Origin of the sequence: Hymenobacter elongatus, assembly GCF_004745955.1 — a bacterium.
GTDB classification, from domain to species: Bacteria; Bacteroidota; Bacteroidia; order Cytophagales; family Hymenobacteraceae; genus Hymenobacter; species Hymenobacter elongatus.
On record NZ_SRLD01000001.1, the window covers coordinates 229,477 to 255,959 of the forward strand.

Annotated in this window: 18 protein-coding genes; 8 read left to right on the top strand and 10 right to left on the bottom strand. The window is 56.5% G+C overall.

The genetic code is table 11. The annotated features are described in order from the left end of the window. Window positions 1-528: 528 nt before the first annotated feature. Both E5J99_RS01015 and E5J99_RS01020 read left to right on the top strand, forming a co-directional pair. Window positions 529-948: an ADP-ribosylglycohydrolase family protein gene (locus tag E5J99_RS01015; protein WP_135495855.1), complete on the top strand. Its 420-nt coding sequence runs from the start codon at window positions 529-531 to the stop codon at window positions 946-948. A 420-nt stretch (window positions 949-1,368) separates the two neighbouring features. Then, the gene (locus tag E5J99_RS01020; RefSeq protein ID WP_167851919.1) at window positions 1,369-3,174 is read left to right on the top strand and encodes an alpha-amylase; all 1,806 of its coding nucleotides are present in this window, start codon (window positions 1,369-1,371) and stop codon (window positions 3,172-3,174) included. A 424-nt stretch (window positions 3,175-3,598) separates the two neighbouring features. Here the strand turns inward: E5J99_RS01020 and E5J99_RS01025 are convergent, their stop codons facing one another. Beyond that, a complete protein-coding gene (locus E5J99_RS01025; protein ID WP_135495856.1) occupies window positions 3,599-4,699 on the bottom strand; it encodes an ISAs1 family transposase in 1,101 nt (366 codons plus the stop codon). Between the two features lie 384 nt (window positions 4,700-5,083). After that, the gene (locus tag E5J99_RS01030) at window positions 5,084-5,665 is read right to left on the bottom strand and encodes a DUF3109 family protein (RefSeq protein ID WP_135495857.1); all 582 of its coding nucleotides are present in this window, start codon (window positions 5,663-5,665) and stop codon (window positions 5,084-5,086) included. Between the two features lie 213 nt (window positions 5,666-5,878). Here E5J99_RS01030 and E5J99_RS01035 point away from each other — a divergent pair, with 213 nt between their 5' ends. The 3 genes from E5J99_RS01035 (at window position 5,879) to murA (ending at window position 10,324) form a co-directional block, all read left to right on the top strand. Next, window positions 5,879-8,125, top strand: a complete 2,247-nt coding sequence (locus E5J99_RS01035; protein ID WP_135495858.1) for an ATP-dependent helicase — start codon at window positions 5,879-5,881, stop codon at window positions 8,123-8,125. Window positions 8,126-8,272: 147 nt separating this feature from the next. After that, window positions 8,273-9,010, top strand: coding sequence for a DUF4290 domain-containing protein (locus E5J99_RS01040; protein ID WP_135495859.1), 738 nt, complete (start codon window positions 8,273-8,275; stop codon window positions 9,008-9,010). Window positions 9,011-9,019: 9 nt separating this feature from the next. Continuing rightward, complete coding sequence (gene murA / locus E5J99_RS01045; RefSeq protein WP_135495860.1) at window positions 9,020-10,324, top strand: UDP-N-acetylglucosamine 1-carboxyvinyltransferase; 1,305 nt, start codon at window positions 9,020-9,022, stop codon at window positions 10,322-10,324. A 167-nt stretch (window positions 10,325-10,491) separates the two neighbouring features. Here the strand turns inward: murA and E5J99_RS01050 are convergent, their stop codons facing one another. The 8 genes from E5J99_RS01050 to E5J99_RS01085 form a co-directional block, all read right to left on the bottom strand. Continuing rightward, a complete protein-coding gene (locus tag E5J99_RS01050) occupies window positions 10,492-10,827 on the bottom strand; it encodes a phage holin family protein (RefSeq protein ID WP_135495861.1) in 336 nt (111 codons plus the stop codon). A 93-nt stretch (window positions 10,828-10,920) separates the two neighbouring features. Then, on the bottom strand, window positions 10,921-12,015 hold the full coding sequence (locus E5J99_RS01055) for an agmatinase family protein (protein WP_135495862.1): 1,095 nt from the start codon (window positions 12,013-12,015) through the stop codon (window positions 10,921-10,923). A gap of 135 nt (window positions 12,016-12,150) precedes the next feature. Next, the gene (locus tag E5J99_RS01060) at window positions 12,151-12,783 is read right to left on the bottom strand and encodes a chemotaxis protein CheC (protein WP_135495863.1); all 633 of its coding nucleotides are present in this window, start codon (window positions 12,781-12,783) and stop codon (window positions 12,151-12,153) included. 75 nt (window positions 12,784-12,858) lie between these two features. Beyond that, window positions 12,859-14,496, bottom strand: a complete 1,638-nt coding sequence (locus E5J99_RS01065) for a chemotaxis protein CheA (protein ID WP_135495864.1) — start codon at window positions 14,494-14,496, stop codon at window positions 12,859-12,861. After that, on the bottom strand, window positions 14,493-15,569 hold the full coding sequence (locus tag E5J99_RS01070; RefSeq protein WP_135495865.1) for a chemotaxis protein CheB: 1,077 nt from the start codon (window positions 15,567-15,569) through the stop codon (window positions 14,493-14,495). The genes E5J99_RS01065 and E5J99_RS01070 overlap by 4 nt, the downstream gene beginning before the upstream one ends. A 68-nt stretch (window positions 15,570-15,637) precedes the next feature. Next, entirely contained in the window at window positions 15,638-16,021 is a 384-nt protein-coding gene (locus tag E5J99_RS01075; RefSeq protein WP_135495866.1) for a response regulator, read from the bottom strand. A gap of 46 nt (window positions 16,022-16,067) precedes the next feature. Beyond that, window positions 16,068-16,610, bottom strand: coding sequence for a chemotaxis protein CheW (locus tag E5J99_RS01080; RefSeq protein WP_135495867.1), 543 nt, complete (start codon window positions 16,608-16,610; stop codon window positions 16,068-16,070). A gap of 80 nt (window positions 16,611-16,690) precedes the next feature. Beyond that, entirely contained in the window at window positions 16,691-20,980 is a 4,290-nt protein-coding gene (locus tag E5J99_RS01085; protein ID WP_245318656.1) for a methyl-accepting chemotaxis protein, read from the bottom strand. Between the two features lie 475 nt (window positions 20,981-21,455). Here E5J99_RS01085 and topA point away from each other — a divergent pair, with 475 nt between their 5' ends. The 3 genes from topA (at window position 21,456) to E5J99_RS01100 (ending at window position 26,478) form a co-directional block, all read left to right on the top strand. Then, entirely contained in the window at window positions 21,456-23,936 is a 2,481-nt protein-coding gene (topA, locus tag E5J99_RS01090; protein ID WP_135495868.1) for a type I DNA topoisomerase, read from the top strand. Window positions 23,937-24,092: 156 nt separating this feature from the next. Further along, window positions 24,093-24,998 carry a DUF4846 domain-containing protein gene (locus E5J99_RS01095; RefSeq protein WP_135495869.1) on the top strand — a complete coding sequence of 302 codons (906 nt, stop codon included), beginning with the start codon at window positions 24,093-24,095 and terminating at the stop codon, window positions 24,996-24,998. A gap of 1,090 nt (window positions 24,999-26,088) precedes the next feature. Beyond that, window positions 26,089-26,478, top strand: coding sequence for a hypothetical protein (locus E5J99_RS01100; protein WP_135495870.1), 390 nt, complete (start codon window positions 26,089-26,091; stop codon window positions 26,476-26,478). Window positions 26,479-26,483: the final 5 nt, after the last annotated feature.

Consider the following 26,483-nt stretch of genomic DNA (forward strand, 5'->3'; position numbering starts at 1 on the left):
TGGTCGTATTTCGTGCTGGTATGTCTGAACCCAGTAACAGATATGTGCTTAAGAATAGGCTATTTAAGATTCTATGGATCACTGCCGCTACTGGCCTTACTCTCTTACTCATAGTAGGAGGTGCTATTGATACGTACTTACAGGCTAATTTCAGAAAGCACGTCAAAGCCACGGCGGCTACTACCCGCCAAGTGTGGGTAAACGGCAGGATGACTACAATGCCCTTCGGCTTCTTCACCGATTTACAGCATACTGTAGATAGAGTAGACGGCCGCAGCACGTTTCTGCCTGAATGCCTGACCACTATTGTTTTTCAGGATGGCGGCAGGCCTGACACCTTCCTATTCGGCCTGGATAGTCGCGACAGTTCACGTTACTGGATTCTGTATCCGCGCTACAAGATTATGCGGCAATACTAAATTGACCGTATTCAGACCTCGTATTTAGAGCATCTTTTGACTTCGTCCAAGTAGCCGCTGATGGTTCCTTACATCCCTCTCAATTACCTTATGACCGCATAAGACCAGTTTGCTGGCTGCATTTCTTGGCGGGGCCATCGGGGATGCCTGTGGCAGCAGTTATGAGCAGACCGCGCCCGAGCAACCTCAAGCCAGTACCTACTACCCTTTCGGGAAGCCAGTCGCCAAGCACTACTGGGCCATTACCAATGATACCCAACTGACGCTGGCGACCTGCGAAGCCATTGCCCAAAAGTTTCTCGTCTATTACCGGGCACGCCGGCTGACAGGCCTTGGAGGCAGCACCTGCAATGCGTTGCACGAACTGGAGGCCGGCGGCCATTGGAGTCAGGTTGGGCGGCAGGGCCAGTATGGGGCCGGCAACGGCGTGGCCATGCGTATCGCGCCGCTGGCCTTCGTATCCGACCCGGTGCTCCGGCAAACGGTGGAAGAAGTGTACCAACTGACGTATCAGCACCCCGAGGTTTAAGCCGGAGCTTTGGCCGTAATGCTCAGCCTTTGGGCGGGCGGCAGAGGCTACGCGAGTTTCTCTGGATTATTTGGTTCTGTACTGCAGAGTTAGCCCAGCAGCTTCATTCCCGAAGAAGGTTGTGGTACCAGAATAGAAAAGCACCAAAAGTGCACCCAGGCTCTTTTCATTGGTTTCAGCCATGTTTTCCGCTGTCATTAAGGAAGTTACACAAAACCAAGTTTCCCCAGGCAATTACTTGCATAGTTTATTACGATTCTTCCCGACACAGGAGCTCAATAACAGTTTAACTGGCTACTCATTACATATCATTTAACTAAAATGACTTTTCATTAAAAATATCGAAATAGTATAGCATAATTTATACAATATAGTTTTATACTTGCCCTATAATTCCGCTCCAACTACAATTCCCACAGTATGAACAAACTCTCAACCGCGGCCCTTTCGGGTCTGCTGGCCGCAAGCTTGCTTTTGCCATCCTGCACCAAGGACGCCGTGCAGCCCGGCACCACTAATGCGCCCGTAGCGGCTGCCACCACTAGCAATGCCGTAGCCGTAAACGGTGTGATGATGCAGGCCTTTTACTGGGATGTACCCCAGAACACGCCGGCTGGCTCGTGGTGGCAAAACCTAGGCAGCAAAGCCACGGAATTGAAGACTGCTGGCATTACGGCTTTATGGATTCCTCCGGCCTACAAGGGTGGCAGCGCCTCCGACGTAGGCTACGGCGTGTACGACCGCTACGATTTGGGCGAGTTCAACCAGAAAGGCACCGTGGCCACGCGCTACGGCACTATCGGGCAGCTGCAGGGCGCTATTACGTCGCTGCATGGCCAGGGCATTCAGGTGTACGAAGACATGGTGATGAATCACCTCACCTTTGCTGACAACCAGGAGCTGGCCAACAACCAGTATAACGTCTACACCAGCTTCACCTATCCTGGCCGCAACAATACCTACAGCTCCTACAAGTGGCACTGGTATAACTTCACGGCCACCCAGCAGGCTCCCAACAACGGTTGGTACCAGTGGGCGGCTTACGATTTCCAGCCCTACGCCAACAACGATGCCTACGACAATCTGCTGGGCTCGGAAATCCGCTACAACGACACCAACAACGCCAACGAAACCATCAGCTGGGGCAACTGGATTACCACCAAGCTCAGCCTCGACGGCTACCGGCTCGATGCCACCAAGCACATTCAGACGTCCTACGTGAACCGCTGGCTCGACAACGTGAGGGGCAGCCGCTTTGCCGTGAGTGAGGCGTGGTTCCGCAACCTGGCGGATATGAACAACTACGCCGCCGCCACCGGGGGCCGTACCAGCCTGTTTGATGTGCCGCTGCATTACACCTTTCAGGACATGAGCAACGGCAACGGCAACTGGGATATGCGCGGTTTGCAGTTTGCCGGCTTCACGGAGGCCAACGGCGCGCTGTCGGTTTCCTTCGTCGATAACCACGACACCGACCACCCCGGCGCGTTGTATTCGCCCGTCACCAACCTGAAGATGCTGGCCTACGCCTATATCCTGACCCGCGAAAAGGGCTACCCCTGCGTGTTCTACAAAGACTACTACAACTACGGCCTGGGCGCGCAAATCAAGAAGCTCATCGACATCCGCAAAGCCAATGCCTACGGCGCGGCCAACGAGTATACTTCCGTGAATGATGGCGACGTATATGCCTACTCCCGCGCCGGCGACGCTTCGCACCCCGGCCTGCTGGTGATGCTGAACGACGGCGGCACCGGCCGCTCCAAGACCATTACTACCCCGTTTAAAAATGCCACGCTGACCGACAAAACCGGCAACAGCACCGCCACCGTCGTTACCAATGCCAGCGGCGCAGGCACGTTCTCGGTCAATGCCCGCAGCTACTCGGTGTGGGTGCCCGGCACCGGCGGCACTACCCCACCACCGACCGGCGGCACCACGGCCGTTTCGTTTAACGTCACTTACAGCGGCACGGTCTCGGGCCAGGATGTGTACGTGCTGGGCAGCACCGCCCAGCTCGGCAGCTGGAACACGGCCAATGCCATCAAGCTCAGCGGCGCGGCGTATCCCGTGTGGAAAGGCACCATCAACCTGACCAGCGGCGCGGCAGTGCAGTACAAGTACATCCGCAAGGACGCGGCCGGCAACGTGCTCTACGAAGGCGGCACCAACCGCAGCTTCACGCCCAGCGGCACCAGCCAGACGCGCACGGAGAACTGGCAGTAAAGACGTTGGTTTAGTAAGGTGAATGTAAGAGGCCCGACTACCTTTAGTCGGGCCTCTTTTGGGTTGCTACATCTGCCGGCCACCGGCCACCCACGCCTTTTGCAGCCATTGTAAAGTTCTGCCAGTGGGTGGGTACTTGCGCCTCGATTCGGTGTTCCCGAAAGGAAGGGACTACCTTTACTGACTGGTACGTTTGGATTTTTGCCTGTTCCCGGTTTCAAAACCCGAATAATATTCGTCTTTACCTATCTATTACTCTTACTCAGGGCGCAGTAGGGTTTTCAGCCTTATACATACCCATCTTTTTCGCTGTTCGGATTTACAAGACGCTGAAATATTGGGGAGCTACGCACCACTTCCGCCTACATTATTACCGGCTTATTCCTGATAAGTAGTGTCGTGCTCTACGTCCAGATTAACCGCACTATGTAGCCGGGGCGCAGAGAGCGGCCAGCAGGCGTTCTAAAAAGGGTTCATCCCAGGCCAGGCGCTTGCGTTTATTCTTGATACTGCGCTTGGTCGGGTCCTGTTTGAGCAGGTTGAGGGCCATTTTGCGCACCAGGGTCAGGTTCTGGGCCGCGTGGTGTTCGCGCAAGTGGTGGCCGTCCTCGCCAAAGGTGACGTCGAGTTGCCAATGCAGCGCGTTTTCGATGGCCCAGTGCCCGCGCACCAAGCCATCGGCCTGTTCGGGCGTAAGGCCGGCCCGGCTGCTGAGGGAATAGCGGGTAGTGCTAACCGGTTCTTTGCCATCGGCATGCCTCGTTGTCTGCACCCGCACCAGCGTCGCCAGGCCCGGCCAGCGCCCGTCTTCGTCGACCCAGCGCAGGTCGGACTGGGTCCAGACCTGGTAGCGCAGTGGGGTGCGGTCGGCCGCGTACGCCCAGCGGGTAAAAGCCGCCGCCTCGGGCAAGGTCTGGGTGTGGCGCTCGACTTCGGCCAGCAGGCGGGGCTGGTTCGCTTTGAGGCCGAGCAAATAATCGCCGCCCTGCCCGATTATCTGCTCGGCAATGGCGGGCTGACAACTCAACGCATCCAGGCTCACCACGGCCCCGCGCAGGTCGAGCAAGGCCAGCAGCTCGGGTACGGCCCCGAGTTCCTGCCCTTTGCCGGTGCCCGCTACCTGGCCAAGGCTCAGGCCATTGGCACGGGCTACGGCCGACACCACGTGGAGCGGTTTGGGGCCGGAGCCGCGCAGCGTTTTGCCGTCGATACAAATCTGACCGACTTGCTCAGGCGGCAACACTTCCTGCATCCAGGCCATGAAGCAGGCATTGAATTGCGCCACGTCCAGGCGCTCAAACACGCGGCTAAAGGTATCGGCCGAGGGCGTGCCGTGAGGCAGAGACAGGTAGCGGCGCAACAGGGCTTCTTTTTGCTCCCCAAACAAGGCGATTTCTTCAAAGTCGTCCGCCCCGCACAACACGGCCAAGACGCTAATAGCCAATACATCGACCAAGAAGTGACGAAAGTTTTTGTTCTGACGACGGAACTCGGGTATCTGAGCTAAATGCGTTTGTAAGGACATCGGAAAAGCCAGGGAAAACCCGAATCTACCCCACTCGTCTCATAGTGCGGTTAATCTGGCTCTACGTCTTTGTACTGGACTATATTCTCCGAATATAGTATGGAATACTGTCGCTGTTTCTGCTGTGTATGTTTGCATTGGAGCACATTCTAACCAAAAATCGATACTGCTACAGTGTTAATGCGCCTTCAGGAAAAGGGGCATTCATGTTAAAGAAACCAGTGTGTGCCGCACAACGTGCTGTCCTTTCCATCTTCTAAACGGCCGACAACAGTACTAAAAAAGCGTTCCAGCCATGAGCCGGAACGCTTTAGAAAAGTTGGGTACGCCCGAGACTACATCGGCGGCGTAGCGGGGCCGACACTTGGCCTTTTCCTTTCCAGCTCACCCGTTCACCGGCGGGCTGTTGGTTTCGATTTCCGTGACCAATTCCGCATACCACTCCTCGCCGTACTTGCGCACCAGTGGCTCCTTCAGAAACTGATAGATGCGCACGCCCAAGTTGGCTCCGAAGCTGCAGGCTGGGTTGCAAATGTTCCACCGGTCGTAGTTCAGGGCTTCGAAGTCCTCGTACTTGGTGATGCGGATTGGGTACAGATGGCAGCTGATGGGCTTTTTGAACGTCGTAGCGCCGGCTAGGTAGGCCTGCTCGATGCCGCATTTCAGGATGCCTCGTTCATCATACAGCGCATAGGCGCACTCCCGGTCGTTAATGGTGGTAGTGCTGAAGTCGCCTTCCCAGTCTTTGATGTAGAGGCCCTGCTGCTCGATGGCCTGCTGGCCGGCTGCGGTGATGAAGGGCTTGATTTTGTCGTATTCCTGTTCCAGGATCTGCAGCTCGTGGGCTTCGAGCGGGGCGCCCAGGTCACCTTCCACGCAGCAGGCGCCTTTGCAGGCTTCCAGGTTGCAGACAAAGAAATTGTCGCGGATGTCATCGGAAATGACGGTATTCTGAATGATAATCATGGCATTGCAAACAAGCGAACCGCAAAGATACGTCAGGCGTTGGGAAGCCGTAGCGCGAAGTTCCCCTTCGCGGCCGGGCGCGCCGCCCCGAACAACCCACGCGGGTCGCGAAGGAGAACTTCGCCTTGTGCCCGAAACTCGCCTCCAGAGGCTGCAACTCCGCAGGCAAAGCCCTACCTTTGCCCTTAGCCGAGGCGCTGATTTACTTGACGAATGGCATTAGATTACCACAAACTTCTGAACCCCTCCCAGGCCGCCGCGGTCATGCAAACCGAAGGTCCCTGCATGATTATCGCCGGTGCCGGCTCGGGCAAAACGCGGGTGCTCACCTACCGGATTGCCAACCTGCTCGAACAAGGAGCCGACCCGTTCAATATTCTGGCGCTGACCTTTACCAATAAGGCCGCCAAGGAAATGCGCGCCCGGATTGAGAAAGTCGTGGGCGCGGAAGCCAAGAACGTGTGGATGGGCACTTTCCACTCCGTTTTTGCCAAAATATTGCGCTCCGAGGCCGACAAAATTGGCTTTCCGCGTCACTTCACCATCTACGACACCCAGGACTCGAAAACCCTACTGGGCCAGATTGTGAAGGAGTTGGACCTCGACGACAAGCTCTACAAGCCTAACATGGTGCTGGGCCGCATTTCGGCGGCCAAGAACAAGCTAATTTCGGTGCAGCAGTACCTCAACGACCCGGTGATTCGCCAGGATGATGAGGCCGCGCTACGCCCCAAAATCGGCGCCATTTACCAGCAATATGCCACGCGCTGCTTCAAAGCCGGCGCCATGGACTTCGACGATCTGCTCTTCAACACGAACGTGCTCTTCAAAGACCATCCCGATGTGCTGAACAAGTATCAGAACATCTTCAAGTTCGTGATGGTCGACGAGTATCAGGACACTAACTATTCGCAGTACCTGATTACGCGCAAGCTGGCGGCCAAAGAGCGGAATATTTGCGTGGTTGGCGACGATGCCCAGAGTATCTACGCCTTCCGGGGGGCCGACATCACCAACATTCTCAACTTCGAGAAGGACTACCCCGAGCTGCAGGTATTTAAGCTGGAGCAGAACTACCGCTCCACGAAGAACATCGTGAAGGCCGCCAACTCGGTCATCAAGAACAACAAGGCCCAGCTGCGCAAAGACGTTTTCTCCGACAACGAGGACGGCACCCTGATTGAGGTCATCAAAGCCGCTTCCGACAACGAGGAAGGCAAATTGGTGGCCAACAGCATCTACGAGGACAAGATGAACCAGCATCTGTCCTATGACAACTTTGCCATCCTGTACCGCACCAACGCCCAGAGCCGGGCTATGGAGGAGGCCCTGCGCAAGCTCAACATCAAGTACAAAATCGTTGGGGGTCTCTCCTTCTATCAGCGCAAGGAAATCAAGGATTTGGTGGCCTACCTGCGCCTGACGGTGAACCACAACGACGAGCAGGCCCTGCGCCGCGTCATCAACTACCCCAAGCGCGGCATCGGCGACACGACCATCAGCAAGCTGATCAACTCGGCCGAAGAAAGCAACCACACTCTCTGGGAAGTGGTCAGCAATGCCAATTCCTTCCTGACAACGCGCATTGCCAACCCAATTGAGGGATTTGCGGAGCAAATCAAGAGCTACGCGGTGCTGGCAGCTAAGGAAGATGCTTTTGAGGCAGCCAAGTTTATTGCCAAGAACTCAGGCATGGTGGAGGAGCTGTATGCCGATAAAAGCATCGAGGGCCTCTCCCGCTACGAAAACATTCAGGAACTGCTGAACGGCGTGAAGGCCTACACCGAGGACCCCGAGCGCGAGGATAAAACCCTGGCGGCCTTCCTACAGGATATTGCCCTGGTCACCGACGCCGACACCAAGGATGCCAAGGACGAGGGCGAATCGGTGACGATGATGACCATTCACTCGGCCAAGGGCCTGGAGTTCCGCAACGTCTACATCGTGGGCATGGAGGAAAACCTGTTTCCGAGCCAGATGATGATAACGTCGCGGGCCGATCTGGAGGAAGAGCGCCGACTGTTTTACGTGGCCATTACGCGGGCCGAGAAAAAGCTCACGCTCAGCTACGCTACCTCGCGCTACCAGTGGGGCAACCTGCGCAGCTGCGAGAAAAGCCGCTTTTTGGACGAAATCGACCCGCAGTTCGTCGACTTCAAATTCTCCTCGGCCGGCCCCGGCGAGTCCCCGTTTGGGCACGTGGTAGAGCGTCGCTCGAACCTGATTCCGCCCGCGCCGCGTAAGCTGGTGGCCAAGGGCTATACCCCGCCCGCCGATTTCCAGCCCAGCGACACGAGCAACCTACAAACCGGGCAGCGGGTGGAACATCCTAAGTTTGGCTTCGGCACAGTAACCAAGCTCGAAGTGCAGCAGGGCTCCACCAAGGCTATCATCGACTTCGAAGAAGTGGGTGAAAAGACGTTATTGCTGAGTTTTGCGAAATTGCGGGTGCTGAGCTAGGCGGAACCTCGTATCTTGACCAGCTTCCTGCCGTTGGCTTGCGTGGTAGTACCTGCGAGCCAAGCGCATCTGCCCGGACGACGGCCTCGTCGTCCTTCTTTTATCTGATTTGAACAGCTGCCCACCGTGCGGCTACGCCTTTTTCCAATGGCATTACCCTCCCCTTTTAAACACGAGCTGCTACTGCGCGAATACGGCCAGAGCACCTACGAGCTGATTCAGCAGATGCGCGCGATTGAAGATCGTGACGAGCGCACCAAACGGGCGCAGCAGATCGTTCAGCTTATCTTCCGCCTCAACCCCGCCCTGCGCGACCAGCCTGACGCCCAGCCGAAAGTGTGGAACCACATTTTCGAAATGACCGACGGCGAGTTGGATGTCGATAGCCCTTTTCCGCTGCATAAGCTCGATATTCTGGCCAAGCAGCCCGCGCGGGTGGCCTACCCCAGCAAGTCGCCCAAGCTCAAGCCCTACGGCCGCAGCGTGGAGGTAATGATTGAGCAGGCTATTGCCCTGGAAGACGCGGCCGAGCGTGAGCAAGCCACTATTGCCATCGGCCGCACGATGAAGTTCCTCTACCGCTCCTACAGCAAGGAAAACGCGAAGGACGTTACTATTCTCAAGCACCTCAAGGAGCTCTCGGGCGGTAAGCTGGAACTCGATCCGGCGCAGGTAGACGCAGATAACCTGTTCGAATTTGCCACTGCCACTGGCCGGCCGGCTCCCTTCGTCGTACCCCAGCCCCGCGCCGAGCGTTCGGAACGTGGTGAGCGAGGCGACCGAGGCGACCGGGAAGCCCGCCGGGGCGGCAATAACAACCGGCGCGACAAGCAGCGCCGCGGCGGCAAGAAAAGCCGCCAGGAACCTCAGCAACCTCCGCAGTAATTCACAAGCATGGCTTCATTTGAAGTAATCGGCGGTACTCCGCTGAAGGGCGAAATCGTGCCCCAGGGCGCCAAAAACGAAGCCCTCCAAATTTTATGTGCCGTGTTGCTCACGTCCGAGCCCGTCACCATCAGCAACATTCCCGACATCCGCGACGTCAATAAGCTTATCGAGCTGCTACGCGATATGGGGGTCAAAGTCGGTAAGCTCGCGGCGGACACCTACCGCTTTCAGGCCGACGCCGTGAATCTGGACTACCTCGATTCCGAGCAGTTCGTGGCCCAGGGTCGGGCCCTGCGCGGTTCCGTTATGATTCTGGGCCCCATGCTGACGCGCTTCGGCAAATGCCAGCTGCCTAAGCCGGGTGGTGACAAAATCGGCCGCCGGCCGATGGACACGCACTTTTTAGGGCTGGAAAAGCTGGGCGGCAAGCTTACCCTGGAAGGCACGGATTTCTACCGTATCAAAGCCGAAAACGGACTGCGGGGCACTCATATGCTGCTCGATGAGGCTTCCGTAACCGGCACGGCCAACATCGTAATGGCCGCGGTGCTGGCCGAAGGCGTCACTACTATCTATAACGCGGCCTGTGAGCCTTACCTGCAGCAGCTATGCAAAATGCTGGTGCGTATGGGGGCCACTATCAACGGTATTGGCTCCAATCTGCTCACCATAGAAGGCGTGGCAAGCTTGGGCGGCACCGACCACCGCATGTTGCCCGACATGATTGAAATCGGCTCTTTTATTGGCCTGGCCGCCATGACGGGCTCCGAAATCACCATCAAAGACTGCCAGATTACCGAGTTGGGCCTAATTCCGGACACGTTCCGCAAGCTGGGTATTCAGTTGGAGTTTCGTGGCGACGATATTTTTGTACCGGCGCAGGCCCACTACGAAATTGCCACTTACCTCGACGGCAGCATTCTGACGGTATCGGACCACACGTGGCCGGGTTTCACCCCCGACCTGCTCAGCATTGTGCTTGTGGTGGCTATTCAGGCTAAAGGCACCGTGCTGATCCACCAGAAGATGTTCGAGTCGCGGTTGTTTTTCGTCGATAAGCTCATCGATATGGGAGCCCAGATTACACTCTGCGACCCCCACCGAGCCATTGTCATCGGCCTCGACAAGCGCAATGCCCTGCGAGGCATCAGCATGACCTCGCCCGACATTCGGGCCGGCGTGGCCCTGCTCATTGCCGCGCTTTCGGCCGACGGCCGCAGCGTGATTGACAACGTGGAGCAGATCGACCGGGGCTATCAGTTCATCGATAAGCGGTTGAATGCCCTAGGCGCACAGATCAGACGGATCTGATGTGCTTATGAAGGCAGTATAAGAGCGGAATAGGCTGTATTTTATTAAACGCCCGGCCTTGGAAAAGACCGGGCGTTTTTGTGCACATACTCAAGTAGATCATGCGCTACCCAACAAAAAAGCCCAGTCCTGCGACCGGGCTTTTTTGTTGCGGCGTTATTGAACGGCTAATCCATCACCATGTCAATTACCGACGTAACCAACGACAGCACAATGCTGAACAGCAGCGCGGCCACGAAGCCGTCGAGCTTGAAGCCGGGCAGAATCCAGTCGGCCAGCAGCACGATGACGGCGTTGATAACCAGCAGGAACAACCCCAGTGTAAGGACCGTAATCGGGAAGCCCAGAATTTTCAGGATCGGCTTGAGCACGGCATTTAGTATGCCCAGCACCAGCACCAGCAAAAGAGCATCCGTAAAGCCATCCAGGTGTGCGCCGGGCAGGTAGTTCCCCAGCACGTAGGTGATGATGGCGCTCAGCAGCAATTTGAGAAGGAAACCCATGGAGTGTGTGGTTGCGGGTGAAATAGAAAAGGAAGAAAGAAAAGCCGACAATCAGGCTGCCTTACGAAAAAGGCCGACCAGCGTTGGTACAGCCTATTTTTCCGAAATGTGGGCCTTAATGCGTCCCTGCGAAACGCCCATCCAGTGCGCCATCTGAAACAGCAGGCGGGCTCCCACAATAGCATTCCACTCGGTGTCGCCGGGAGCTACTTCGTTTAGGTCGCACCCGATAATTTCGCGCCCCGACTCTACTATTGTCCGAATCAGGTACAGGGCTTCCTCAAACTCCAGGCCGCCGGGAACGGGCGTGCCGGTACCAGGGCACAGTTTGGGGTCGAGGCCATCAATATCGAAGCTCAGATATACTTTCGGCGGCAGCTGGGCAATGATTTTACCACAGACCTTCTTCCAGGATTTCTTGGCAAAGCGCTCATTCGACAAAAACCGGTTGTGGAACATCACCACCCGACCGCCCGACTGCGCTACCAGTTCAGCTTCCTGCTGACACAAATCCCGAATGCCCACCTGCACCAGCTTTTTCACCTGTGGCAGCTTCAGCGCATTATACATGATAGATGCGTGCGAGTACTCAAAGCCCTCGTAGGCCGGGCGCAGGTCGCAGTGGGCATCAATCTGGAGAATACCGAACTCCGCGTGCCGCTCGGCCAGCGCGTGCATGTAGCCCAGCGGGGTACTATGGTCGCCGCCCAGCACTACCACGCCCTTGCCGGCGTCGAGGTGAGCGCCGGTTTTCGCTTTTAGCCAATCGACCAGAAACTTACCCCGCGTGGTCACCTGCGCCGGAACCGTCGCGAAATCCCTGGCTTTATCGGCGGGCTGACCAGCTTCGAGCCAGCCGATGTACTCAGCGGCCAACGTGCGCAGGTTGCGGCTTTCGGCGGCAATCTTCTCGTCTTCTTCCTCCATTGCCAAGCCCATGCGCCAAGCTTCCGGAATATCGGGCTCGTAGAGGTCAACCTGCAGCGATGCCTCCCGAATAGCCGACGGCCCCTGCGCCGTACCGCCCCGGTACGAAACAGTAACTTCCCACGGCACGGGCACAATTACAACCTGCGCCTCCTCGACGCTGAAAGGCAAACCATACACGCCGCCCTCACTGTCACCCAAGGCGTTGGGGTCGAAAGAAGCTAGCTTCTGTTCCAGATTTTTGATGCTTGAAGATGCCATAGCAGGTGTCGATTGGGAATGAAAGCCGTCAAAACAGCGTTACAACAAAGCTGTCCTACCCGAGAGTGCGAAAGACTGGTGAGGAACTCAGACTTTGCAAGCGCTGGTAGGACAGCCAATAGATATGCGGGACAGTTAGCCCAGTGGGTTGCTTTCCGACCCACCCAGAAAATCGTAGGTCCGGATGATGTCCAGAATTTTCTCGAAGGTATTGCGGTCAAAAAACAGCATCAAGGGCAGCTCCACTGAGTTTTCTTTGTCCGAAAACTGGGTAGCAACCGAGAAAATCAGTGGCTGCACCTTGGGCTGACTCGCTATCAGGTTATGAAGCGAGTCGGCGATATTCCCCTTGGGGGCTTTGGGCGGCGCGCCGTAGATCTTGGCCTTGAGAATATTGGCCAGCTGCGTGACCAAAGCGCCGGTGATGATATTGCTAATTTCCAGCAACAGCGACTCCTGCATCTCATCAATCTCGATAGAATCGGCTACCGACATGCGCAGACATACCCGGGAAAGGCGCTGCACGTGCTGGCCGGAGAAGAACATCAGCGTGGTGCCATTGAACTCCCCCCGAATATCGGACTGAATGATGGCGTGCGTGCCTTCATATTCGTGCACCTTGTCCAGGATGTTGCTCCCGGGCATGATATCCAGATTCGGAACTTCCAGCAGCACCTTTTCCTGCGCGACAACTGCAAAGGAATCGGCCGCGCGGGCTAGTCCTATATTCAGAATTTCGCGGATAATATCACGCTCTAGTTCTGTCATGTGCAAATCCATAGGAGTCGGTCAAATGAAAGGGCTGCCTGTTGCCAGAGAACCCCGATTTCGCATTACGTTGAATTACGGTCGCTTGGCCAGAAAAAGTCGTGTGAGAGCCGGTACGTCAATCACCAGACATACCTGACCGCTGCCCAAAAGCGTAACGCCTCCGAACAAGTCAATCATATCCAGCGGTTTGCTCATGGGCTTGATAACAATGTCCTGCTGGCGCAGGAAACGGTCCACGATAAAGCCAAGCTTACGGTTATTGTAGTTTACGATGATGATATCCTGCCGGCCCTGTAACTCTGCTTTCACAGCAGGTAGCAGAACTCCGTCGCTGGCGCTGTGCAGCAACGTACGCAAGTCAACCACGGGTATGTTCTCGCTCAAGAGGCGGGCCATTAGAACGCCGCCCACCACGTGCAGCTGCTTAGGCTGTAACGAGACCACTGAGTCGGTGTGCATCAATGGTATAGCGTAGCTGCGCTCCTCCAATTCGAAGAGCAAAGCACCTTTTACAGCAATAGAAGTCGGTAGCACCAGCGTGAAGGTAGTCCCCTGCCCCAGCACTGAATCGACCCGAAGCTGGCCGCCCAGCGAGTCGATGGCAAGCTTCACGACATCGAGCCCAACGCCCCGACCGGAAATATCAGTCACTTCTTTGGCCATGGAAAAGCCGGGTTCAAACAAGAACCCTCGCACGGCGTTGGCATCCAACGATTTGGAAGCTTCCGCTGATACCAAGCCGCGCTCTACCGCCTTACGACGCACTTGCTCAACATCGATGCCCCGGCCATCATCAATTACCTGAATTAGTACATCATCCCGCTCCGTCTGCGCCGACAGAATCAGGTTACCCTGCTCCGGCTTGCCCTGCCGGCGGCGTTCCGTGGCGGTTTCCAGGCCGTGGCCAATGGCGTTGCGCACCAAGTGCAGAAGCGCATCGGTAATAATCTGCAGAATGTTACGGTCAATCTGAATATCCTGGCCGTTGATAGTCAGCTCAACCTCTTTGTTTTCGGCTACTGCTACGTCGCGCACTACCCGCGGAAACTTATTGAACAGCGAACCCACGTTTACCAGCCGCGCGTCCATAACACTGTATTGCAAATCGTCGGCAATGCGAAACAGGTGTGAGGCTGCAGTTTGTAGCGCTGGGTTACCTATTTCCTGGCTCAGTGTCAGAATCCGGTCCCGGTCGATGATAAGCTCCCCGACCAGATTAAGCAGGTGGTCGAGCTTTTTGATCTGGATATACACCAGATCGGATAATTCCAGCTTACGCGAAGCATCCTCATCAGCCGGTTTCTCTTCCGCTTCCAGGATGGGCTCTTCGCCAAGCACTAGCAGGTCGAGGTTACGCAGCAGTACGTCAGCATTGGGCACTTCTTCGTCCTGATCCACGGCCCGGATCATATTGCCCAGCGTATCGACGCCAGCGAATAAGACGGGGACCAAAGAGCCGGAGAATGTACGCTCTTTGCTGCGAATCAAACCGAAGATGGTTTCCATCTGATGGGCCACCTCGCCGATATCGTTGAAGCCCATGGCCCGGGCGTTAGCCTTCAGGTTGTGCATCAGCCGAAACAGCTCGTGCAAAGCCTTCTCGTCCGTAGGGTCTTTCTCCAGCTCGCTGATATGACGACTCATCGCATCGTAATACTCGAGCGCCTCCGCCATGAAAATCTCCCGGTACTCTTCTTCCCTTGATTTCATCGAGTGGCGAGTTGCGTTGACGATGCAAAAGAAGCCGCCCGATTATGCCGGAGTTGGGAGGCGAGCTGGCTTATGCGTTCCGCCATTTCGTTGAGCGGTAGCACACTGGTAGCAGCACCCGCTTCAATAACGGACTTGGGCATGCTGAATACTTGAGAAGAGGCTTCATCCTGGGCTATTACCGACCCGCCGTGCTGCCGTATGCTTTGCGCTCCTAGCGTGCCGTCGCGGCCCAAACCGGTCAGGACAAGCGCTAGGGCATGACGTCCCAGCGTACGAGCAACGGATTGCAACAGCAAGTCGATAGAAGGCTCATCCGGTACCGGGCTGGCCTCCGTAGTAAAATCGATATGCCACGAAAGCCACGGCCCACGCGATACGGAGCGCACTACCATATTTTGCCCACCGGGAGCCACAATAATTTTTCCCGCTTCCAGGATAGTACCCGGGCGGCCTACCACCACGGGCAAGGCAGTAGCCCGGCGCAAGCGCCGGACGAAGGATTCCGTGAAATGGAGCGGCAGGTGCACTGCCACCAACACCGCGCTGGTCAGCGTTGGTGGCAGTGCCCGCACAATGGTTTCCACAGCCTGCGCCCCACCCGTAGACCCACCGATGACGGCTACGCCACTGGGCGGCAGTGATATAACCGATTGTTTGCCGAGTGGGGAAGAGAAAAAAGGCATCCGCACAGAGCGAATCTTTTTCAGTAAGTACTGCCGATACGTGGTAAAATTCGGATGGTCTTTCCCTAGCAGCGGATGAATACAGTCATAGATTCCCAATTGCGCTGATTCGTGCGCTAAGGTTGCTAAAGCTGAAGTCGGGCTGTAGAGAAGCACCGGCACCGGCTGCTGACGGTTCAGCCGTTCCAGGCCTGCCAGTTGGTTTTCACTCGCAATAACCAAGGCTGGCCGTAAGCGCCGGGCCTTAGTCACCAGTTCGGTAGCACTGGCAGCGCAGCCGACAACCCGCAAATCGGGCTCGGCATGCAGCAACCTAGTCAACTCCAGCCGCACAAAGGTGGGCAAGTCGCCGAGCAATAAGGTGAAAGGAGTGGAAATTGTATGCACTGAGCGGATTAAAACGCGTGGGAGATTCGCGTTTTGGAGTTACTACTAATAAAGTAAACTAGGCGGAGTTAAGCTTCCGTCGAATCGGAGCTCTGCAACGCGCTACCTACAATCTCTAGTACCTTCTCTTCCGAGAAAGGCTTAACGATATAAGCCGTAGCGCCACTTTCCAGCGCCTCATTTACAATCACCTCCTGCCCCACGGCACTGCACATCACCACTTTTACGTCGGGCTGCTCCAGACGAATGCCCTTAAGCACATCCAAACCAGTGTTGTCGGGCAGAATTACATCTAGGGTAATAAGGTCGGGACGGGTAGCACTGGCCATTTCCAGGGCCTGCTGACCGTTGGCAGCTTCTCCCACGACTTCATAGCCAGCGTCAGTGAGCATATTCTTAAGCATCGTGCGCATGTAGAACGAGTCGTCTACGATGAGAATGCGGTTTTTCATACGAAGTAGATCAGTAAGTCAGAAGGAGAAAGTGGTAAGGGGAGAATCAAGCCCTTGTACGGGGTGCTGCCGCCGAAGATTCTATTTTCGGGTTCAACTGCATGATTTCTGCCGGGGAGAGCAGTTTGGGCATATCCAACACGATGATAATACGCCCATCTACCTTGGCAATCCCCTCAATGTACTTGTCATGGACATTAATGTCCTGAATGAATTCCGGGGTTTTCTCAATGATGGACATCGGAACCGACAACGGCTGGGGTACCTCCCGGACTACAATTCCAATGGTATAATCCTTGGCCTCGATAGCCAGCGTGTAGCTCATGGCTGGAAGCGGCTCATTAGCCGGGCGAAGCTTAAAGCGCTCCTCCAAGTCAATTACCGCAATGATGTCGCCGCGCAGATTGGCAATGCCTTTCACGAAGGAAGGCGTTTTGGGCATTTTGGCAATTTCGGGGGTTACGGTCACCTCCTTCACTTGCTCAATGCGAATTCCGTATTCTTCGTCGCCCAGGCGAAACACAATAAGCTGGATGAGCTTATCCTGCTTTATTGCCTTTTTCTCGCTGGTCGGTTCTATTTCAGCCATTCTGGAATAACTCTGGGCCTACAAGCCGAGCCAAGCCAATTGCTTGACACGACTTGTAGGCCGGTTAAATGAACAAGTCATTACTTAGATTTGGCCTTTGAGCGCGCTTTTGAAGTGGCCTTGCCGTTTTCATTTTCCGGGTGGTCGTTGGGCTTGGGTGTAGCCGGCCGGGTACGGCGTGTAGGTGCCTGCGACGTTTTCGGAGTGGGCGAGTCTACGGCGGTGAGCTTGGCAACGGCAGTTGCGTTGCGGTTGGCCGGTCGAACTGGCACGTCGGCCGCATTGCGCCGATTCGGTGCGGGTTGAGCAGCGCGACGCGATACCCTTTCCCGTGGCTCGGTAACAGACACGGCCCGAGCAGCCGGCTGCTGCGCGGCCCGCTGGGTACTGATGCGGCGCAACCCGCGCTGTAGTACTTCCGGTTCGGGCTCGGGCAGCATGTCGTCCATCAGCTGGAAGGCCGACAGCCCTACCTGCAAGTCGTCTGCAATGTCGGTCAGGTTCTGGCTCGAAGTCGTCAACTCCTGCATCGACGAAGATAGCTGCTTGGCGGTACTGGCCACTTGCTGCGTACCGGAGGCCGTTTGCTCAGCAATAGCTACCACTTCCTCTACGTACTTTACTACGTCGCCAATCGAGGTTTTCTGCACCTCGGTAGCCGTAAGAATGTCGCGGGAAGTACGGAGCGTTTCCCCGCTGGAAGTAGCAATGTTCTTAAAGGCGCTGGACGCTTCGAACGTAGCATTTTTTCCTTTCAGAACTCGGCCTTCCATAGTTGAAATAGCGGTGGCGGCCGAGGTCGTATCTTTCTTTACGTCTTCTACTAGCGTCGCGATTTCCGAAGCCGATTTACGGGAACCTTCGGCCAGCTTGCGAATTTCTTCGGCTACTACTGCGAAGCCACGGCCGGCTTCCCCGGCGCGGGCTGCTTCGATAGCGGCGTTCAGCGCCAGCAGGTTGGTCTGGGAGGCAATGTCGGTGATAACGCCCAGCGACTTGCTTATTTCCTGGGAGCGGGTGCTCAGTACTTCGATAGTTTTGCTGGTCTGGGCGGCAGCATTGGAGATTTCCTCCATGTTCTTTACCACTTCAGCCACCGTTTTCAGACCCAGCTGCGAGGTTTGCTCACCCAGAATAGCCGATTTGTTTACGATGTCAGCTTTACCGGCTGTTTCCTTCGTGGCTTGCATGATTTCTTCAATCAGCTTAAAGGCTTGGTCGGTTTTCAATGCCTGGTTCTGAGCCCCTTCAGCCATCTGCTGCATAGCCAGGGCTACGTCGACGGTTACGCGGCTCATCTCCTGACCTTTGGCGGCCATTTCCTCCGACGACTCCCCCACAATCTGCGACGAGTCATTGATTTCGCCGAGCAGCTCATTTAGGTTTTCAACGGCGATGTTCAAGGCATTCGACATAGCGAGAATGTCACCAGCCGTCTGAATCTCAACTTTCTGGGTCAAATCACCTTCCGAAATGGCACGTACTACGCGGGACACTTCGAGTACCGGCGAGGCAATAGATTCGATCAGGTCGTTGAGGGTATCCACGATTTCTTTCCAGGAACCCGATACCCCGCCTACCGTGGCGCGTTCCGTCAGCTTGCCTTCTACCCCGGCTACTTTCGCCACGCGGCTTACTTCCAGGGCGAGACGGTTCAGGTCATCCACCATTCGGTTGATAGTGTCGGCGAGTTCGGCTACTTCGCCTTTCGCTTCCAGCTTCAGCTTCTGGGTCAAGTCGCCCTGCGATACGCCGGTTACTACCTTCACAATGCCTCGTACCTGAGTCGTCAGGTTGGCGGCCATTGTGTTTACGTTATCCGTCAAGTCTTTCCAGATACCCGATACGTTGGGCACGTTGGCCTGGCCGCCAAGGCGACCTTCGGTACCTACTTCCTGCGCCACACGCGTTACCTCACCGGCGAAGATGTTCAAGGAGTCCACCATTCGGTTGATGTTGTCCTTTAGGTCAAGCAACTCGCCCTTAACATCTACCGATACTTTCTGGCTCAAGTCGCCGCGGGCAACAGCGGTTGTTACGTTAGCAATATCTCGTACCTGAGAGGTCAGCGAGGCTGCCATCGTGTTTACGTTGTCGGTCAGGTCCTTCCAGGTTCCGCGCACGTTGGGCACCACAGCCTGGCCGCCGAGGCGACCTTCCGTACCTACTTCGCGGGCCACGCGGGTTACTTCGTCGCCGAACGTGTTTAGCGAGTCCACCATCTGGTTGAGGTTTTCCTTCAGCTGCAACAGTTCGCCACGCACATTTACCGTCACCTTCTGGCTCAAGTCGCCACGGGCTACGGCAGTAGCCACATTGGCAATGTCCCGTACCTGACTCGTCAGGTTGGAGGCCATCGTGTTTACGTTGTCGGTGAGGTCTTTCCAGGTACCCGACACGCTCGGCACGTTGGCCTGACCGCCCAGAATACCTTCCGTACCTACTTCGCGAGCCACGCGGGTTACTTCGCCGGCAAAAATATTGAGCGAGTCCACCATCTGATTCAGGATGTTTTTCAGGTCGAGAATCTCGCCTTTCACATCTACTGTCATCTTCTGGGTCAGGTCACCTTTGGCTACGGCGGTAGCTACGTTGGCAATGTCTCGCACCTGACTCGTCAGGTTGGCGGCCATTGTATTTACGTTGTCCGTCAGCTCTTTCCAGGTACCACCTACGCGGGGCACGTTGGCCTGGCCACCCAGTTTCCCTTCGGTACCTACTTCACGGGCTACACGCGTTACTTCGTCACCGAAGATGTTGAGCGAGTCCACCATCTGGTTCAGGATGTTCTTGAGTTCCAAGATTTCACCCTTCACGTTTACCGTCATCTTCTGGCTCAAGTCGCCACGCGCTACGGCGGTAGCCACGTTGGCAATGTCCCGTACCTGACTCGTCAGGTTGGAGGCCATGTAGTTTACGTTGTCCGTCAGCTCCTTCCATACGCCGGCTACGTTCGGCACCGAGGCCTGACCACCGAGCTTGCCTTCGGTGCCTACTTCCTGGGCCACGCGCGTTACTTCGCCCGCAAACAGGTTGAGCGAGTCCACCATCTGGTTCAGGTTCTGCTTCAGCTGCAGAAGCTCCCCCTTTACATCAACCGTAATCTTCTGGCTTAGGTCGCCTCGTGCTACGGCGGTAGCCACGTTGGCAATGTCTCGCACCTGACTCGTCAGGTTGGAGGCCATGTAGTTTACGTTGTCCGTCAGCTCCTTCCACACACCGGCCACATTCGGCACGATGGCTTGGCCACCTAGGCGGCCTTCGGTGCCTACTTCCTGGGCCACGCGCGTTACTTCGCCCGCAAACAGGTTGAGCGAGTCCACCATCTGGTTCAGGTTCTGCTTCAGCTGCAGAAGCTCCCCCTTCACATCAACCGTGATTTTTTGCGACAAGTCGCCTTTTGCTACGGCCGTGGCGACGTTGGCAATGTCTCGAACTTGACTTGTCAAGTTCGAAGCCATGTTATTTACGTTGTCGGTCAAGTCTTTCCATACGCCCGATACGTTCGGAACCGAGGCCTGACCACCGAGCTTGCCTTCGGTGCCTACTTCCTGGGCCACGCGCGTTACTTCGCCCGCAAACAGGTTGAGCGAGTCCACCATCTGGTTCAGGTTCTGCTTCAGCTGCAGAAGCTCCCCCTTTACATCAACCGTGATTTTTTGGGTAAGGTCGCCTTTTGCTACCGCCGTGGCGACGTTGGCAATGTCTCGCACCTGACTCGTCAGGTTGGAGGCCATTGTGTTTACGTTATCCGTCAACTGCTTCCATACGCCACCCACGTTCGGTACACTGGCTTGGCCGCCGAGTTTACCCTCCGTGCCTACTTCCTGGGCCACGCGCGTTACTTCGCCCGCAAACAGGTTGAGGTTATCGATGGTCTTGTTAATGGTTTCGGCCATCACTTTGAAGTCGCCCGACACCGGAATCTGGAAGGTTTCGTCCAGGTTTCCTTTCGAGATGTTCTTCAGCACTTTGCCTACTTCCAATACCGGTACGGCGATGCTATCCACCAAGCCGTTGATATTATTGATCATGTCGCGCCAGAAGCCCGACGCGTTTTCAGCCGAAGCCCGTGCTTTCAAGTTGCCTTCCACCCCGGCCACTTTCGAAATGCGCGACACCTCGCCACCCACGCCGCCGATCATCTCTACCATCGAGTTGTAGGCTTCGGCAATTTCGGCGAAAATATCGTCGTTTTGCTTAGTTAGGCGCACCGACACGTCACCTTTCTTAAAGGCGTCGAGGGCGTAGAGCACCCGGTTGAGTTGGTCGTTGACATAGTCGGCCTCCTGGCTGTCTTCTGAGCCCCGGCCGCTCCCCCGCTTGCGGGTGATATCGGAACTGGTGCGGGCACCGGCCGGCCGTAGCATGGGGCTACGATCAGCAGCGGCCGGACTCCCGGAAGGGGTGGATGATGGAGACGGAGAGTTCTGCTCAAGAGCATTTTCTTCCGGCGTATTCGTATTCTTGATAGTCTTACCTGAAGCCATACAGGGGGGTAGGTTGCGAAGCCTGGGAGAGAAAGGCAATGCTGTAAACCGAGAGCTACTAAAAAGCAGTTCCTAATTTCACAAAGGTAGCAAATACGGCTTTTTTAACCACATTCTCGTGGCCATGCGCAAAACCTTTCCCAAACTCGCACTTGGTGAACTAGTTGCTGGAAGGGAGGCGTTAAAAAAGCAGAACGCCACGAGCTCACTCCCAGGCCTCGGCTAGCATATTTACGAGCGGCAGCGGTGGCACACCGGATTATTGCAGCATCTTTGCGGCAAAATTCAACTTTTCCCTTCCTTCGGCCGTTTCCTAAGCCGAGTCCTTTTTCTTTTCTGCCCTCTGATACCTTATATGGTCAAAAATCTAGTCATCGTAGAGTCCCCGGCCAAAGCCAAAACCATCGAAGGATATTTGGGCAAGGACTTTATCGTCAAATCCAGCTTCGGCCACGTTCGTGATTTACCCAAGGATAATAATGCCATTGATATTACCAATGGATTTAAGCCGACCTACGTTGTGTCGCCGGATAAGCGCGAGATTATCGCGCAGCTGAAAAAGCTGGCGAAAGAAGCGGACACCGTATGGTTAGCGAGTGACGATGACCGCGAGGGCGAGGCCATATCGTGGCATTTGGCGGAAACGTTGAACCTGAACAGCGCTAAGACCCGGCGGATCGTGTTTCGGGAGATTACCAAGAATGCCATTCTTACTGCTATTGAGAATCCGCGCGAAATTGACCTGAACCTGGTAAATGCCCAGCAGGCCCGCCGGGTACTCGACCGGTTAGTTGGCTTTGAGTTGAGCCCCGTGTTGTGGAAAAAGGTAAAAACCGGCCTTTCTGCCGGCCGCGTGCAGAGTGTCGCGGTGCGGTTTGTAGTAGAGCGGGAACGGGAAATCAACCACCACAAATCCTCTTCAGCTTACCGCGTCACGGCGCGGTTCGATGCGGGCCGTGGCACGGTGCTGGAAGCCGAGTTGCCGACGCGTTTCAAGGTGCAGAGCGAGGCGCAGCAGTTTCTGGAGCGTTGCGTGGGAGCGGCTTACACCATTGAAAACCTGGAGAAGAAGCCAGGCAAGCGCAGCCCCGCACCGCCTTTCACCACATCGACGCTGCAGCAGGAAGCATCCCGCAAGCTGGGCTTCTCGGTGGGCCAGACCATGAGCGTAGCCCAGAAGCTCTATGAGGCGGGTAAAATCAGCTATATGCGGACCGACTCGGTGAATCTGTCACAGGATGCGCTGGCGGCAGCTAAGGCTGAAATCAGCAGCGCCTACGGCCCCGAGTATGCCCACACGCGGCACTTCAAGACGAAGTCGGCTTCGGCACAGGAAGCCCACGAAGCTATTCGCCCGACCGACTTTGCGCTACTTAAAGCAGGAAGCGACTCGCAGGAGCAGCGCCTCTACGACCTGATCCGGAAGCGGGCCATGGCTTCGCAGATGGCCGATGCGACGATTGAGCGCACTGTGGCTACCATTGGCATCAGCACCCAACCCGGAACTCCGCTTATGGCTACGGGCGAGGTCATTACGTTCGAGGGCTTTTTGAAGGCTTACAGCGAGTCAAAAGACGAAGACGAACAGGATGAAGCGGGGACGGAATCGTCGTTTTCGCGGGGCTTGCCGCCGCTGAGCGTGGGTCAGGACATGCCGCTGCAGCTGTTGCGGGCTACGGAGCGCTACGCCTCGCCGGCGGCCCGCTACACGGAGGCTTCGCTGGTGAAAAAGCTGGAGGAAATGGGCATTGGCCGACCTTCTACCTACGCTCCTACCATCAGCACGATTCAGAAGCGCGGCTACGTGGAAAAAGACACCCGCGAAGGCAAGGAACGGAAGTTTCATGTGCTCACGCTGGAAGATAGCCAGGTGAAGGTGGAGGCTAAAACCGAAACCTACGGAGCCGATAAGGCGAAGCTCTTCCCGACCGATACGGCCATGGTGGTCAATGACTTCTTGGTCGAGCACTTCCCCATTATTATTGATTACCAGTTCACGGCCAAAGTTGAGGGTGAGTTTGACCTGATTGCCAACGGACAGGAGCAGTGGGGCAAGATGTTGGCCGATTTCTACGGTACGTTTCACGAAACCATTGAACGTGGCCAGGACATTGAGCGCAGTACGCTGGGCTCGACCCGCGAAATCGGTGTTCACCCGGAAACCGGCCAGAAAATGACGGCCCGTCTGGGGCGCTACGGTCCTTACGTGCAGATTGAACCCAAGGAAGGCGCGCCGGAGGGCGAAAAGGCCGTGTACGCCAGCCTGCGCAAAGGCCAGTTTATTGAGAATATAACTCTGGAAGAGGCGCTGGACCTCTTCAAGCTACCGCGTATCGTGGGGCAGTTTGAAGAGAAAGACATGACGGCGGCGCTGGGTCGGTTCGGGCCCTATATCCGGCACGACAGTAAGTTTTTCTCGCTTACCAAAGAGCAGGATCCGCATACCATCACGGCCTCGGAGGCTATTGATCTGGTTGAGAACAAGCGCAAAACCGACGCCGAGCGCCTAATTAAGAGCTTCCCCGAACGGGAGGATATTCAGGTTCTGAACGGCCGTTTTGGTCCCTACATTGTGGTGGGCAAGAAAAACGTGAAGATTCCGAAAGGCGAAGAGCCCGCCGACCTGACGCTGGAGCGCTGCATAGAGCTAGGCGACGCCACGCCGGACAAGCCGGCCAAAGGAGGACGCTTCGCCAAGAAGGCGGTTCCAGCGGCTGAAGACGCGGCCGATAAGCCCGCCAAGAAAAAGCCGGCCGCGAAGAAGCCAGCCGCCAAAAAGCCCGCTGCGAAGAAAGCAGCTCCCACGGCCAAGAAGCCAGCGGTGAAGGCAAAATAGACGCAACGAGTTGCTCAAAAAAGGCCCTGACTTAAAAATCAGGGCCTTTTTTTGTGTCCGTGCAGATGACCGACAATACCTACAACAGGCAAGATAATTTAGTACTGTTACTGCCGTTGTTCTGCTAACAGTAGGTCAAAAACTGTTTTTTCGTCTATGCGATATTGCGCCGGTGCTGCTGTAGCACTGCTTGCTATCTACACCAGCAACCCGACCGAGGCTGTCCAGGTCCAGGCCACCACGGCATCTGCCGCCGCTGCCACTCAGCGCACTACGGCGGCTCCCAGCCGCTACGCCTGGCTGCCAGCGCGCACCTACGATGCCCGGCGCAGCGTAGCCGCCCGGATTGCGCCCCCGCGTGGTTGCCAGCGCGTGGCGGTGGCACCAGGCTCGTTTGGGTATTGGCTACGCTATTTGCCGTTGCTGCCAGCGGGCACAGCCGTGCGGCTGCACAATGGAAAGTTGAAGGACCCGCAGGATGTGCATGCCGCCGTGCTCGACATTGACGTAGGTATTCGGGATTTGCAGCAGTGCGCCGATGCCGTTATTCGGCTGCGGGGCGAGTATTTGTTTGCGCAGAATCCGGCGCAAATCCATTTTCAGCTGACTAGCGGCGACGATATCCGATTCGCCGACTGGTGTGGTGGGCGGGGCTTCCAAGTGCGAGGCGACGCAGTAGTGTCCGTGCCGCGCCAGGCGGAGCAGCCTACTCACGCCGTTTTCCGCCGCTACCTCGACCATATTTTTACTTACGCCGGCACCCTATCGCTGGCCCGGGAACTGACGGCGGTGCCGCTGACGGACGTGCAGCCGGGCGACGTGCTGATTCGTGGGGGCTCGCCTGGGCACGCGGTTATCGTGCTGGACGTAGCAGTGGAGCCGGTTACCAGCCGCCGGTACGTGCTATTGGCTCAAAGCTACATGCCCGCCCAACAGATGCACGTGTTGCGCAATGTGTGGGGCGACGCGACGCTGGGCGCGTGGTTTGCCGTGAATCCGTGGGAAACCCGCTTTAGTACTCCGGAATGGACTTTTCGCAGTGATGAGTTGAAGCGGTTCTGAAAGGGGTAGCACAAGAGTAAGAACAGAAATTCCCGCTAAGAGTCGCGTGGCATTTTTTTAGGGGCACGAATGCAGAACACTGGGCAGGCAGCGTGGCCGTGCAGCGCATGCAACACTGAATGACTGCCGCCAAAGCCAGCGTCAGGCCACCAATAGCTACCAGCGCGGCCGATAGGCCCAGCGCATCGGCCAGAACGCCGGTGAGCAGCACCCCCACGGAGTAGCCCGCCTCGCGCCAGAGCCAGAAGATGCCGATGCTATGCGCCCGCTACGCCAGTAGCGCGTATCCGGCCACGGCTGCCAGAAAAGTAAGGTATACCAGGGCTGTTCCCGCGCCCAGCAGCCTGGCGAGCAGCACGGCTCCTTGCAGCAGCATACTCCATAAGAGTATTTTTTTTGCAGAACGGTCCGCCAGCGGGCCGTTCTGCCGCTGGCTCAGGTCCCACACGGCCGGGTATACGACCGCCACGGTGCCAATCTGGGTGAAGGAAACCCTTGGCCAGCCAGCAGGCCCCAGGCAATGGCATCTTTGAGGTTGTTGACCAGGCCCGCCTGCGTGACCGAGCCCAAGTTGGTATGGCACCAGCTTACGTCCCAGAAAGTCAACGGCGGGCCACCCGGACCAGTAATATCCTGCACCGCTTCCAGCGCCACATGGGGCTCTTGTAAAAGTTTGGTCCAAAAGTAAATCGGCTACAAGGAGAACATCAAAAAGTGTGGGGCAGTGGTGGTAAACCGCCGCTCAGGTCAACTTGGGAAGTCGTACTTGTCGGTGAAAGCGATGAGCCAATCAGCTGCCCCTTGCCCTCCTGCCGTGGCTACTGCCCAACTGCCCCACACTTTTTGGTCCTCTCCATCAATACGGCAGCAATCACCTGGACCTGGTTAGTCCGGCGTTTATCGCCCAGCATCACCCCACCAAAATGGGTGAGTGCCCAGCGGGTAGGCGAGCAGAAATCAGTGGCATTACACCCGTAGCCCAGCACAGTGCTTTGGAGTTGAATCCAAATCCCTTCCTTGCGCGTAGATGGGCGGGTAGCGCACTACGGTGCTGCCCGTACACCCGATTGCCCCACCCTTCCTTTTCGCTGTGACCCGTTCGCTGCTCGTTCTGCTCTTGCTGTGCAACTACCTGCTGGTAGTGGGTGCTGGCCTGGTGAACCGGCCGGAACAGTCGCGCTATTCGGCGAGCCATCCCTACGTACACAGCAGCACTTGCCAGCAACAGAACTACCTGCGCCTGGACTGCTTCGATACCTGCAACGGGGACCAGAGCCACCTGCTGCAACACAGCAAAAATAAGCCAACCCTTCAGCATCTGCTGAGCACGCTTAAAGCGCTGGACCTGCATTGTCTGGCCGAAACGGTGAATGTGGGGCGAATACCCTTCTCCGTTTCCTGCGCCGTGGTCCCCGCCTGCTTCGTGGCGGGGACCACGGATTTTCAGGGCGAAATCTACTCTCCTCCCCGTCGGGGATAATTCGA